This window comes from Phytobacter sp. MRY16-398 (assembly GCF_003925915.1).
Lineage (GTDB): Bacteria > Pseudomonadota > Gammaproteobacteria > Enterobacterales > Enterobacteriaceae > Phytobacter > Phytobacter diazotrophicus.
In genome coordinates this window covers 5424013-5437586 of the sequence record NZ_AP018756.1, presented here as the reverse complement: position 1 = coordinate 5437586, position 13574 = coordinate 5424013, and the positions used below count along the sequence as shown (strand labels likewise).

Below are 13574 nucleotides of genomic sequence, written 5' to 3'. Positions count from 1 at the left end.
TATGCCCTATCGGCACAACTCGTTTTTCGCCAGCGCGCGCGGGCGGTTACTGTTCTTCAACTTGCTGGTGATGGCCGTGACCCTGATGGTTTGCGGCGTTGCGGTATTGGGATTTCGCCATGCCAGCCAAATCCAGGAGCAGGTGCAGCAGCAGACGCTGGATGACATGACCGGCAGCATGAACCTTGCTCGTGACACGGCAAATGTCGCCACGGCGGCGGTGCGCCTTTCGCAGGTGGTGGGGGCGCTGGAATATAAGAGCGAAGCGGAACGGCTTAAGGCGACCCAAATGGCGCTGCAAAAATCGCTGGAACAACTCGCCCGTGCCCCGCTGGCCCAACTGGAACCGCAACTGGTGGAGCGCATTACCTGGCGCAGCAATGAACTGGAACAGAGTGTGACGCAGATGCTGGAGCGTGGTCAGCGCCGCCATCTTGAACGTAATGCGCTACTCAGTTCGCTGTATCAGAACCAAAGTTATCTGCGCCATTTGCAGGCGTTTAACCAGCGCGATGGCATTGCCATTGGCGATCCCCGTTTACTCGGCGAAATGGACAGGCTGCTGGCCGCTGCCATCCGTACCCCCTCGCCACGCCCGACGATCCAGCAACTGACGGAGATCCGCACACAGTTGCCAGAGCGCACCGACAACCCGGTGGTGAATGGCATTTTGCAGGATTTCAACGATGAGCTGGCAAAACTCGGTCCGCTGGCGGCGCAACTGGATGAGAGCGATCTGGCGATAAGCTGGTTTATGTTTCATATCAAAGCGCTGGTCGCTATTCTCAATACCGATATCAATCAGTACGTTGCCCAGGTGGCGCAGGCTTCTGAGCAACGGACCGCGCAAAGTCACAGTGAAATGCGCTCGATCATTATCTTTATCAGCGCCTTTGCCCTGCTGGCGCTGGTGATTACCGGGTTTGCTGGCTGGTATATCTACCGCAATCTGGGGTCGAATTTAACGGCGATTTCCCGTGCGATGTCCCGTCTGGCGCGCGGTGAGCCGGATGTTCCTGTACCAGCGCTGCAACGACGTGATGAACTGGGCGAACTGGCGCGCGCCTTTAACGTCTTCGCCCGCAATACCGCCTCGCTTGAGCACACCTCTAAGTTGCTCAAAGAGAAAAGCACCCAACTGGAGACCACCTTCCATGCCATGCGTGACGGCTTTGCGCTGTTCGACAGCCAGGGCTGCCTGGTGGTGTGGAACCCGCAGTATCCGTTGCTGCTTGGCCTCTCTGCCGAGGCGCTGCAACGCGGGCAGCACTATCAGAGCCTGTTGCGTCAGGTGAGTGAGCTGCCGGACCATGTGCAGGAGAACCTCGCGCGACCCATGCCAAAACCGCAGGAGCTTCGTCTGGCGGATAACCGCACTATTGAGCTGCGATTTAGTCCGGTGCCGGGGCGCGGAATGGTCAACGTCGTACTGGACAGAACGGAACGTAAGGGGCTGGAAGAGGCGCTGTTGCACAGCCAGAAAATGAAAGCCGTCGGTCAGCTTACCGGTGGGCTGGCGCACGATTTCAATAACTTACTGGCGGTCATCATCGGTAGCCTGGAACTGGTGAACCCGCAATCGCCGGATGCCCCGCGTATCTCCCGCGCGCTAAAAGCGGCTGAGCGTGGGGCGATGCTGACCCAGCGTTTGCTGGCCTTCTCGCGTAAACAATCTCTGCACCCCCATGCAGTAGAGATGCAGCCGCTGCTGGAGAACTTAAGCGAGCTGATGCGTCATTCTCTTCCTGCCACGTTGACGCTGGAGATTGAGGCTCAACAACCTGCCTGGCCTGCATGGATTGACGTTGGGCAACTGGAAAACGCCATCATCAATCTGGTAATGAACGCGCGGGATGCGATGGAAGGGCAGAAAGGGACGATCAAGATCCGTACCTGGAACCAGCGTGTGACGCGCAGCGACGGACGCAGGCAGGATATGGTGGTCCTGGAAGTGATCGACAGAGGTTGCGGCATGTCCGGGGAGGTGAAGGCCCGCGTCTTCGAGCCGTTCTTCACCACCAAGCAGACCGGCAGCGGCAGCGGCCTGGGGCTGTCGATGGTATACGGCTTTGTGCGCCAGTCCGGTGGACGGGTGGCTATTGATAGCGCGCCAGGCCAGGGAACCACGGTACGTTTACAACTTCCACGCGCGTCGGTACAGGTCGTCAGCCCGGTCGAGCAGGCGCCCGCACAGGAAGCGGACCGTACTGATAAGTTAATCCTGGTGCTGGAAGATGAAGCGGATGTACGACAAACCCTCTGCGAACAGTTACATGGGTTAGGGTATTTAACGCTGGAGGCGGAGTGCGGTGAACAGGCGCTGGCGCTGCTGGCGGCATCGGAGGATATCGGCATGCTGATTAGCGACCTGATGCTGCCGGGGCAGATGAGTGGCGCGGAAGTGATTAATTTTGCCCGTCAGCACTACCCGCATTTGCCGCTGTTACTGATTAGCGGCCAGGATTTACGCCCGGCGCATAACCCTGCGCTACCGGATGTTGAACTGTTGCGAAAACCCTTTACCCGCGTGCAACTGGCACAGGCGCTGCGACGGATTGCGGCATAGCGGCCATTGACGCGCCCCTGAACACAGGGACTATGTGGCGAGGCCAAGTACCGGGGGAACGATCTCTTCGAGCAGCGCGATCAACGCAGGGTCCATGTAGCGGTAGTCATCGGGGATATCGAGAACGTGAAGCGGTTTATTGTCGATGATACGACGATAGTCGGCCATTAAGCGGTTTTTATGTTTCTGCTCCATCACGCAGATAACATCTGCCCACTGCAACCCTTCGGCACAGACCGTTTTTTTGGCATTGCGACTGGTCCCGGCAGAACGGACGTTAAGCCCGGGATAACGGCGGAACACCTGTTCCGCCGTGGGGCTGCGCCATTGATTACGACTACATATGAAAAGGACGTTCATTGGCAAACAGATACTCTTCCAGGCCGCGCCTCGTCCTTTGTTGACGGGTTACGCGTGGATACTCAATCCCCAGTTGTGCGGCCCGCGTTACTTTTTCAGAACGCAGATACAGCATCTTCCAGTTTTTTTCGCCACGAAAACGTAAAAGCGCGGTGTGAACATCTCGGGATTTATTGCGCCGTTTTTGGGCACGGCGCCAGTCCCGGCTACGGGGTGTTTCCATTGCTTTTTCTCTCTTCGATTGATCGGGTTCAGCAGCCGCGATAATACGGAGAGAGCAAACAGCGAAATTCTATTCCATTTCGTTATGGCGTGCGACAGCAATTAATGAACTTGTCATTTTACTCAGATATGTTGCGTCACATAACAGGGAAAAGTATCAGCCGAAATAATTCATATTCTATTAATCAATATCCTTTAAGATTTTATCGACTTATTCTTCCTGGCTGAAAATAATAATATGTAGCCGCGATTTTTTTGTAGCTGCACCTATACTTACCTGTTTGCAATGTAATTGAAAAACCAGAGATCTGAAAAAATTATGGATAATAAGATCGTCGCTATTGAGCAGCATGATACAGCGGTAAATCTGCATGGCCTTATGCAGGTGTTAAGTAAACATCTTTACTCCACGCCCATGGTTGCGTTGCGTGAGCTTGTACAGAATGCGCATGATGCGATAGTCCGGCGCAGGCTGGAGGAGGTTGATTCTTCCTTCACGCCTGAAATTCGGGTTACCGGCAACCCGCAGAATAAAACGATTACCATTTATGACTCGGGTGCGGGCCTGACAAAACAAGAAATCCATGAATTCCTGGCAACGGTCGGCATCGGCTATACGCGGCAATTGCGCCAGGAGGATGATGATACCGGCCTCATCGGTATGTTCGGTCTGGGTTTCTTATCTTCTTTCGTGCTGGCACAACAGGTTGTTGTCCATACCACGTCCTGGAAAACGCCGCAGGAAGGTTGGGTTTATCGTTCCGATAACGGCGAGACGTATCGCATCGAATCTGCCCTGCCCAGGGAGCCTGGCTTTACGGTCACTCTCAACCTTAAAGAGGAGTTCAGCTACCTGGCGGATAATCCGCTGCTGGAAACGCTGCTTGGCCGCTACTGCGTGTTGATGCGTGAACCGCTGTTTGTGGGGCAATCGGAGACGGCGGTCAACCATCTTTCGCCACCCTGGCGCCGTGACTCCGACTCGGCGGTCGTACTCCATCCGGGGCTTCGGCAGAAGCAGAATATTGAGTTCGCCAGCCGTTTTGAACGTACTTTTACCCCTATTTGCACCATCGATATCACCCCTTCTGGCAAAAGCGATGTGGTCGGCATTCTCTGGATCCAGGATGGCGCGACTTATGGCACCAGCGATAACCGTAATTTGTCGCTCTTTTTGCGTGGCATGCTGCTCGACGATCAGGCACATGACCTGCTGCCGCTGTGGGCCGGTTTTGTTGGTGGCGTCGTGGAGTCCAACGTCCTGACACCCACGGCGAATCGGGAAGATTTACAACGTGATGACGCCTATTTCGCAACCCAGCATGCATTAGCCGAAGGGTTAATTAAAGGGTTGGGTGAGCTGGCGAAAAACCAGCCGGCTATCTGGCGGCGTGTGCTGCTTCGTCATAATGAAGCGCTGTTAGGTGCAGCGATCTGCGACGAAAGGCTGTTTGATCTGCTCAAAGATGATTTGCTCATTCCGACCTCGAAAGGCGAGATTCCGGTTCGCAGTCTGCGCCAGCAAAATACGCTACTGGTGATGCCGGGAGAAGAGAGTTCTTTCGAAGAGATGTTATTTCGCCTCTCTGGCCGCCCCGTCGCGCTGGGGCATCGTTATGCCGTTATACCGTTTCTTCGCCGTTGGGCCACGCTCTATTCAGCGCGGTTAATTGAAATTGGCACCACGGGCGGCAACCAGTCTTTGTTCTCCTGCCATGAAATTAGCCAACAGGAAGAGCAGTGGTGGCGTGAACAACTGGCCGATGATGAAGAGTGCGTTATTTCACGATTTGAGCCCGCGGTGCTCCCCTTTGTGGTGGTACCGAATCGCGAAGTGGAATTAAAACAGCGGCTGGAACAGGATGACGCCGACCGACGTATGAGTACTGCGGCGCTGATGCTGGCACGGCAGTTTACTCAACGGATCAGCGAGCAGGCCGATAAACAGCTCTATATTAATTTTAATAATCCGGCCATCAAGGCACTTTCTGCTTCCTGGCAAAACGGGAAAAACACTGATGTTGCCTGTCAGTTATTGAAAAGCATGAAGGTCATCTTATCTTTTCAATTACAACGTTCGGGACCCAATGATTTTCATCAGGCGCTGGATAATATTAACCAGATAATAATGACGCAATTTCTTGCAAATAAAGGGGAGCAATAAAATGGATATATGGCAATGGTATAACCAATATGAAAGGGATCTTCACGCTGCAGGCCAACCCTATATTACCGATCATTTGAATAAATTGATTAACGCCATTTGTGACGTTAAGCCCGATGTGAGCGAAGCGTTACTGCCGGAAGCACGATCATTTAAGAAAACGGCCGGCAATCCCTGGCTTGAGGTCTTTATCGGCCACTGGGAGATGCGCCACCGGCTGGGGATGGGCGAAGGCGAGACAGCGCTGGGAGATGCGGTGACCTTCTTTGAGCGTGCCCATCAGCCGGATGCGATTGATTGCCCGCAATCCGTTTGCGTGACGCAGGATCTCAGCGATTGCTACGGCAATATCGACGGTCCGGGCTGGGCGGATGAACGTATTGCCGTGTGTCAGGAAACGATGGAGCGGATTACGCCGTTATGGAGCTGCTTCCAGTGCTTATCGGACGAGCAATTCTGTGCCATGGTCGATAAAGGCGAGAAGCAGCAGGCGCTGGATTACATTCGGGGGCAGATAAAGAAAGTGCGTGATGCAGGGGAGCCTGATGTCACTGGCCTGCTGGAAAACGAAGCCGAAGCATTGATCTATTTGGGGCGCTATGAAGAAGCGCTGGCGGTGATTGAACCCCTCTGCGAGCCGGACGAACTGGAAGGCAGCGCCGAACAGATACGGCTTACCCGAATGATGATCCGCGCTGAGGCCTATGCCTGTATGGGGCGGCTGGATGACGCCTGCAACAGCCTTATCCACTGGAAGCAACTGCAAACGCGCGGCGTCGTCCGCTGGGTGAGGATTATTGACCAGCTTTGCCGCCACGATGCCTCTTACAACAATTGGCAGACGGGCGTCTCATTACAGCAAATCCTTGAACAGCGTATCGCCCGGCAGGCCTGGCGGGCTGCAATAGATACCGCAATTGTACATATTCGTCTGGCGCTGGCGCGCAATGCGACCTGGATTGCCCGCCGGGCGTTAGGGCAGGCAAAAGCCTGTTTGCCACGTTTACGTAAACAGATGGGTGCCGACAGCGTTCTGGCCGATCTTGAACGTGAGATTGCTGGCATGGAAAAAGAGGTGCTGCTCCCGGTTCCTGCCCATGAGCTGTATGACTGGCTTGACGAGCGCAGCAAACAAAATGAGGCGCGTGACCCTGAACAGGAAGCGGAGTGGCTGAAACTGGCGGCCATGCAGTTGCCTGATAATGAACAACTGGTTGCGCTGGCGTCATCCGCCCTGGAGGCGTGCCATGCTGCTGATGAAGCCATCGCGCTGCTGCAAACCTGGCGGTCACGCCATCCACACACTGAATCTCCTCTTCTGTTCGAGTTGCTGGGCGTGCTGTTGCGTACGCGGCGGTTCGATGAGGTTTTAACCCTCGCTAAGGACTATCACGAGACGCTTCCCCATGTCGCGTACTGGTTCGAAATGCAGGTAGCCTTTGGCAATGGGGATTGGGCGGCGCTGGAATCTCTGAGTGAATCAATGCTTGCGACGCCAGAAGGCAGCACTAAGATCGCACCGCTGTTAATGGCGAGCCGCGCGGCAATGAAACTACGCGCCAGCGAGCGGGCTATCCCTCGTCTTCAGCGCGCTATTGCGATGCTTGAGGAACAAGAACAAGAGACAAACAATGTTCTGTGGGATCTGATCACCGCGGCGAGTATTCAGCAGGAGTGGGCGCTGGTGCGCGAGGCCGGAACGAAGCTGGGGATGAAATTCGACAGCGAAGATGGCCCCATTGAAGAAAACTGGGGAGCGGTACGGCTACGTTTCCGGGAAGAGCACGACTACGTTTACTACCTTGCTCAGCGTACCGGGCCTGCGACGGCCAGAGTCTTCCAGCCAGCCTGGCCGAAAGCGCAGCAGCATTTAGGCGACAGCGTAGTATTTGATGTCGAACTACTCAATACCCCTCCGGAAGATGAAGCCGAGCGGGAGTATTTTATCGGTCTTTATGACGCTGTCGAAATCATTGAAGAGGGTGAATATGCCCCATCATGGTTTGTTGATGGCGTTTATCCGGGCGAGGAGCTGTTTGGTCAGTTTGAGAATAAAGTGCGCGAGTTGGGTGGGCAAGTATGGGTGAGTAGCGAAGGCGATTATGAAATAACCGACCGCGAAAATCCTCAAGAGCCGCTGCCTGGCGTGTACTTTAATCTGGCTACGCCGCTATCGATGCTGCCGCAGGAAGTGGACAGTATGTTGCTCACGCTCACACGGGACTGGCCGCATCCGGTGCACTGGCTTGGCGTTGCCATTAAAGGCGGGCTGGATGAACAGCGTCACCGGCAGATTATTGACCGCTACGGTTTGTAAACTGTTACCCGGCGTAGTTTGAGATTCCTCCGCTACTCGTGAGAACAGCGCTTGATTAACGTAAAGCCAGCCCACTGTTGAGACTGGCTTTATGAAACGTTACGCAACCCTGCTGTTTATCAGCGCACTCTCTCTTACCAGCCAAATTGCCCGTGCTGATATTGTCGATGACGCCATCGGCAATATTCAGCGGGCAATTAATGATGCGTATCACCCCGGCGATAGCCGTGATGACGATGATCGGCAGTATGATGACGATCGCCGTCGAAGTGACGAGCAGAGCAGACGCTATGAAGACCGGCGCAGACAGCTTGAAGACCGACGCCGCCATTTAGATGACCGGCAGCGCCAGCTCGATCAGGAGCGTCGCCAACTGGACGACGAAGAGCGCCGATTGGAAGACGAGTTCTAATCCGCAGGCGCGAAAGAGGGTTATCAGTTCTTTTTAACGAACTCGGATTTCAACTTCATTGGGCCAAATCCGTCGATTTTGCAGTCAATGTTATGATCGCCTTCGACCAGACGGATATTCTTCACTTTCGTGCCGATTTTCAGCATGGAAGAACTCCCTTTTACTTTCAGATCTTTAATGACAGTGACGCTGTCGCCATCGGCCAGTAAATTGCCGTTGGCATCTTTGACAATCAGTTCATCGCTTTCGACAGCGGCTTCGTTGTCATTCCATTCATGGGCGCATTCCGGGCAGATGAACATGCCATTATCTTCATAAGCGTATTCGGAATTGCATTTCGGGCAGTTTGGCAGTTGCATGGGGGTATCCTCAAAAAGTACGTATGATGCTGGAAACAGGCCAGCGAAAAAGGCGGTTTATGCCAGAAAAGTCCGCGATTATACAGCATGTCCGTATAATTACTGTTGCTATTCTTTTTTTCAGAAAAAGATAAAAAAGGTGATAGAAGTGACATATCCTGTCATTAGCTTAAGCGATGCTAGGCCCATCTGATTAGGGGTAAACCCTTATGTATGATATTTAGAATATTTTCGACGGGAAATTGCTACCCATTGCCAATTCAGATAAGGTGAGGTGACGCAACCGGTGTTAATAATTAGCATACTGTCATATCAGCAGGGTCTTCTACCGAAGACAGTTAATTACCTCGCAAATTGGGGGGGTAAATAAATGACGATATATCCTGGTCGTTCTTGAAAATGAGCTACGCTCTCTATCTCCCAGCCATTTTATGTCCGGGACGGCGTGCTCTGTCAGTCTCTACCGAGAAAATGCATTTTTCCTGATTCCCATCAGGCATTTATCTTCTATAAGATATTTTCCACACGTAATTATAAAAGCCGAAACTTCACAAATAAAACATCACGGCTTAATAAAAGTAAGAAATTTGCGTTAAGGAAAGACTTTTATCATGCACACACAGACAATTTTCGAATTAAGCCAGGAAGCAGAGAGATTGTTACAGCTCTCCTTGCAGAATCTGCAGGCGCTCAAAGCCCTGCCGATTGCAACGCTTGATGAGGCGGCTTCCGGCAAAGCAGATAACGCAAATGTACTGCCATTACATTTTAGTGCTCGCGGCATCGAGACGCAGCAAGCCACTCTGCACAACGAATTACGGAAAATCACCCGCCTGGAGATGGTGTTAGCGATTGTCGGGACGATGAAAGCGGGTAAATCGACCACGATCAACGCGATTGTGGGCACTGAGGTTTTGCCTAATCGCAACCGTCCGATGACGGCGCTGCCGACATTAATCCGCCACACGCCGGGCCAGAAAGAGCCTGTACTGCATTTCGCCCATGTTGGGCCAATCGATACGCTGACCCAGCAACTCCAGATGCGGCTTTATACCTATGACCGTGAAAAGCTGGCGCAAAAACTCGAAATCGATAAAGACATGAGTGCCCTGCTCGAACGCATCGCACAAGGGGATGCGTTCGACAAACATTATCTGGGCGCGCAGCCCATTTTCCATTGTTTAAAGAGCCTTAACGATCTGGTGCGCTTGTCGAAAGCGCTGGATGTTGATTTTCCTTTCTCCGCTTACGCCTCCATAGAGAATATCCCGGTTATTGAAGTTGAGTTTGTTCACCTGGCGGGCCTTGAAAATGATTTGGGCCAGTTGACGCTGCTCGATACCCCTGGGCCAAACGAAGCGGGACAGCCGCATCTGCACAAGATGCTCAATGAACAACTGGCGCGAGCGTCTGCGGTACTGGCGGTGATGGATTACACCCAGCTTAAGTCGATCTCTGATGAAGAGGTGCGCCACGCGATTTCCGCCGTTGGGCGCTCCGTTCCGCTGTATGCGCTGGTTAATAAATTCGATCAGAAAGACCGTAACAGCGATGACGAAGAACAGGTGCGGGCGCTGATCGCCGGAACATTAATGAAAGGCTACATTAATCCGACGCAGATTTTCCCCGTCTCCTCGATGTGGGGCTATCTGGCAAACCGCGCCCGACATGAAATCAAACAACAGGGGAAATTACCCGACCCGCAAGAGCAGCGTTGGGTGCAGGACTTTGCCGAAGCGGCGCTGGGCCGACGCTGGAGAATGGCTGACCTGGATGATGTTGAACATATCCATCACGCCGCCGATCTGTTGTGGGAAGATTCGCTGTTTGAGCAACCTATTCGCAAGCTGCTGCATGCTGCGCACGCCAACGCGTCGCTGTATGCCCTGCGTTCGGCGTCGCATAAGTTGCTTAACTACGCACAGAGCGCCCGGGAATACCTTGATTTTCGCTATCAAGGGCTGACGGTTGCGTTTGAGAACCTTGAGCACAATATCAGCCGCCTTGAAGAAGATATGACGCTACTGAAAAGCTGTCAGGAGCGCGTCAGCGATGAGATTGATCATGAGGTGGATGAAGCGCTGGCGGCGGCGGACCTCTTCATTAATAGCCAGCAAGTGGAAATTGTTGGAGCCATTAACGCCTGGTTTAGTGATGGCAGGATCATGGAAATGGCCAACGAAAGTCAGGCCGACCTGCGTCTTGAGGCGGGAGTTTCGCCAGGCCAACTGGTGCTGGAAGATGAAGGGCAGGCGCAGATTGTGCTGAGCAAAATGCGCTCCTCCTGCGAAGCGATTTTTGTCACCGCACAGGAGAAGATCGGCCGCGAACTGGCGATGCGTTTTGACCAACTGGAAAATACCCTGACCCGCTCTCTCAATGATGCGATGCGCCCGATCGAGATGCGCATTAAAGAAGAGCTCAGCCACGCGGGTTTCCGGGCGCGTATCAGCTTCCCCGCATTCCAGGCAAGCGCACTCAATTTTAATACCCGCCAGCTTTTTACCAACGCGATCGCGCCGGAAGACACCCCGGCAGGGCAGGCGCCGCGTAGCGGAAGCGTACGGGAAACGGTTTCTCGTTGGTTAAATAATCCGAGCTGGGGATGGGATGATTACGTGGTGACCCGCACACGCTACGTCATTGATGTGGCGTCATTACATACCAAGCTAGTCCAGCATGTTGCTCATTTTTGTGAACAAATTCGTAAAGCTTTGGCTGCGCAGGTCGATGTTTCTGTTACAGCGGGAATGGCGACGTTCTTTGCTGAGTTCTCGCTGAGCCTGGCGGGGCTACAAGATAGTTTGCGTGACAGTTTGGCGATTCGTCAGCAAAACGAATCGTCAGTGTTAGCATTGCGGCAGCACCTGCGACACTGCATCAAAACAGCTAACTGGATTCAGGAAGATGCACGTCTTTTACGCGATGATATCCAAACACTATTCGCAGCAGAGTAATTATGAAAAATCGACTACTGGAAGGGCCTGGGCGAACGCTTGAGTGCATTCATCCGAAGTTCATTGTGGATTTAGTGCAGGGTGCCGATGCGCCTCGCCAGAGTCAGATTGTGCCCCAACAGCAGTTGTTTCGTGAAAGACTGACCCAGGAAGTGATGGCGCAGACCCAACTGCGCCCGTGGGCCATGTCCGGTGTCTTAAATGAGAATGACTCGTTACGTCTGGGACTGGCGGAAAAGCTCGCCAGTATGCTCGACCCCGGTCATCTTGCGCTGACGCGTATCACCCAGCGTCTGGTCTCATTACAGCAGGCTGAGCAGCGCCGTCCCGCCAACACACCGGGCAACCAGCAGCAATATGATGAGTTAATTGAGCACTTTAGCCAGCGAGCGAGCTGGAAAGAGAAAGCGCTCGGCCAGCGTGGCTTAACGGTACAGGCGGGAAATCACAGCGAACAAATTTTTACCCGCTGGCGGGCCGGGAATTATAACGGCTGGTCGATGGCGGGGCGCTGCTATGTTGCGCTGGAAGAGTTACGCTGGGGCGCTTTTGGCGACGCCTGCCGCCTGGCGAGTAGCGAGGTGGCTTCCATGCTGAAAGATAACCTGCGTGCGATGGCCTCTGATTTTCTGGCGCAGGGTATTAATGCTGCGCCTGCCACTCGCCATTTTTATCACCAGTGGCTGACAACGCCTGCGACACCGGGCCTGATGGATTATAAAGATCTGCTGGGCTGGCTTGGTGACTGGTGCGATGCGGATCGTCACCCTATTTGCTGGTCGGTGACCCAAAGCTGGCAGACAGTCGCGTTAGGTATGCCAAGGCTCTGTTCGGCATCGCGCTTAGCCACTGCCATGGTGGATGAGATTTTCGGTGAGTAAAAAGGTGTGTCCTGCAATTAACCAATATTGATGGCTAATTGCAGGGCATAGCGATAAACAGGCAAAGAGAAGCCCCCGGCGTGTCACGTCGGGGGCTTTTTTTAATGATTGAGCGATGCGGCGGGATTGTCTGCCGTTTTGGTCGTCTCAGGCACGTCGCCAAACCGTCTGGCGTACAGTGCGGTGATGATGGGCACCAGAATCGCCGTTACAATCACGCTTGCTGCCACCAGCGCCGTTGCGGAGGCGGCTACCGGTTCAAACGCCGGGTTGATTTGCGCAATGATCACCGGGTTTGCTACCGCAGCCCCGGCTGCCGATGAGGCGGCGACACCTGCCGTACCGTTACCGCCACCAATGACTTTATCGGCAATAATCAGTGGAATACCGGTGATGATGATAACCGCGATACCCAGGACGATACCCAGCAGACCGGTATCGAGGATCACTTTCAGGTTGATGGTATTACCCAGCGCGAAGCCGAAGAACGGGATCAGTACCGGTGTGGCTTTACTAAAGAACGCGCGCAGATCGTGGTCGAGGTTGCCCAGCGTAAAGCCAATCAGGAACGGCAGTACAGCTCCGATAAAATGGTGCGGTTCGAAGGATGCCAGGCCCGCAGATCCCAGAATGACCATGGTCATCAGTGGGCCGGATTCCAGTGACATCAGCACGAATGCGCCCGATTCTTCTTTGGTGCCGTACTGGTTCATCAGGCTGGCATACAGGCCGCCGTTGGTCATGTCCATCGCGGAAACAATAGCCAATACGGAGATACCGGCGAAGAAACCGGTCTGAATACCGCCTTCCGGGATAAAGGTGGCGGCGATCATTGCCACTACCCAGGCAACGGCGATTTTTGTCAGTACCAGCGTGCCGGATTTGCGTAAGACGGTCCCGGTGGCGCGTAAATCAATTGACGCGCCGATACAGAAAAACCAAACGGCAAGAATAGGTACCGTACCTGTGATCATACCCTTGGTGAAAGAACCGAAATAAGCGCCTGTATTAGGTGCCAGCGTATTTAAAATTGCCCCAAGCAGCAAAGGTATTAACATCATCCCACCGGGGATGCGTTCAATGGTGGCTTTGATTTTCATTATGAATCCTCATATCTCATCATGTGCAATGACCGAGAAAATAAAAACATGCTATTCAATGAGTTAAACCTTCCTGGTTTGAATTTGTTCAATGTCCGGAGCTGTTATTCCTTTCCGGAGAGCACCGTCGCTATCCTTGTCTGTTTTGTGTCTGGACGTATGATGCGATCATTGGAATATTGATTCAATGAAAATAAAACACTGTTTTAGTTATCTTCATCACATATTCCGTGTAA

The 13574-nt window shown here is 53.4% G+C and carries 10 protein-coding genes; 6 read left to right on the top strand and 4 right to left on the bottom strand.

The window, feature by feature from the left end; all coding sequences use genetic code 11:
- The first annotated feature begins 1 nt into the window (after position 1).
- Positions 2-2566 (top strand): ATP-binding protein, encoded by a 2565-nt coding sequence (locus MRY16398_RS26565; RefSeq protein WP_071194334.1) that lies wholly within the window; start codon positions 2-4, stop codon positions 2564-2566.
- Positions 2567-2596: 30 nt separating this feature from the next.
- On the opposite strand, the gene MRY16398_RS26560 is transcribed toward MRY16398_RS26565, so the two are convergent.
- Both MRY16398_RS26560 and MRY16398_RS26555 read right to left on the bottom strand, forming a co-directional pair.
- Entirely contained in the window at positions 2597-2926 is a 330-nt protein-coding gene (locus tag MRY16398_RS26560) for a low molecular weight protein tyrosine phosphatase family protein (protein ID WP_039077866.1), read from the bottom strand.
- Positions 2904-3149 carry a hypothetical protein gene (locus MRY16398_RS26555; protein ID WP_071194333.1) on the bottom strand — a complete coding sequence of 82 codons (246 nt, stop codon included), beginning with the start codon at positions 3147-3149 and terminating at the stop codon, positions 2904-2906. The genes MRY16398_RS26560 and MRY16398_RS26555 overlap by 23 nt, the downstream gene beginning before the upstream one ends.
- 318 nt (positions 3150-3467) lie before the next feature.
- Here MRY16398_RS26555 and MRY16398_RS26550 point away from each other — a divergent pair, with 318 nt between their 5' ends.
- The 3 genes from MRY16398_RS26550 to yjdP all read left to right on the top strand — a co-directional run bounded on the left by MRY16398_RS26550 (position 3468) and on the right by yjdP (position 8041).
- Complete coding sequence (locus MRY16398_RS26550; RefSeq protein ID WP_125125497.1) at positions 3468-5312, top strand: ATP-binding protein; 1845 nt, start codon at positions 3468-3470, stop codon at positions 5310-5312.
- Position 5313: 1 nt separating this feature from the next.
- The gene (locus MRY16398_RS26545) at positions 5314-7629 is read left to right on the top strand and encodes an ATP-binding protein (protein ID WP_125125496.1); all 2316 of its coding nucleotides are present in this window, start codon (positions 5314-5316) and stop codon (positions 7627-7629) included.
- Between the two features lie 91 nt (positions 7630-7720).
- Positions 7721-8041 (top strand): DDRRRQL repeat protein YjdP, encoded by a 321-nt coding sequence (yjdP, locus tag MRY16398_RS26540; RefSeq protein WP_125125495.1) that lies wholly within the window; start codon positions 7721-7723, stop codon positions 8039-8041.
- A gap of 23 nt (positions 8042-8064) precedes the next feature.
- Here the strand turns inward: yjdP and MRY16398_RS26535 are convergent, their stop codons facing one another.
- On the bottom strand, positions 8065-8400 hold the full coding sequence (locus MRY16398_RS26535; protein WP_108702180.1) for a zinc ribbon domain-containing protein YjdM: 336 nt from the start codon (positions 8398-8400) through the stop codon (positions 8065-8067).
- Between the two features lie 611 nt (positions 8401-9011).
- Here MRY16398_RS26535 and crfC point away from each other — a divergent pair.
- Both crfC and MRY16398_RS26525 read left to right on the top strand, forming a co-directional pair.
- Complete coding sequence (gene crfC / locus MRY16398_RS26530; RefSeq protein ID WP_039077860.1) at positions 9012-11357, top strand: clamp-binding protein CrfC; 2346 nt, start codon at positions 9012-9014, stop codon at positions 11355-11357.
- Positions 11358-11359: 2 nt separating this feature from the next.
- Positions 11360-12238 carry a diguanylate cyclase regulator RdcB family protein gene (locus tag MRY16398_RS26525; protein WP_039077859.1) on the top strand — a complete coding sequence of 293 codons (879 nt, stop codon included), beginning with the start codon at positions 11360-11362 and terminating at the stop codon, positions 12236-12238.
- A gap of 101 nt (positions 12239-12339) precedes the next feature.
- Here MRY16398_RS26525 and kdgT read toward each other — a convergent pair whose 3' ends face one another.
- Positions 12340-13338 (bottom strand): 2-keto-3-deoxygluconate transporter, encoded by a 999-nt coding sequence (gene kdgT / locus MRY16398_RS26520; protein WP_039077858.1) that lies wholly within the window; start codon positions 13336-13338, stop codon positions 12340-12342.
- Between the last annotated feature and the right edge of the window lie 236 nt (positions 13339-13574).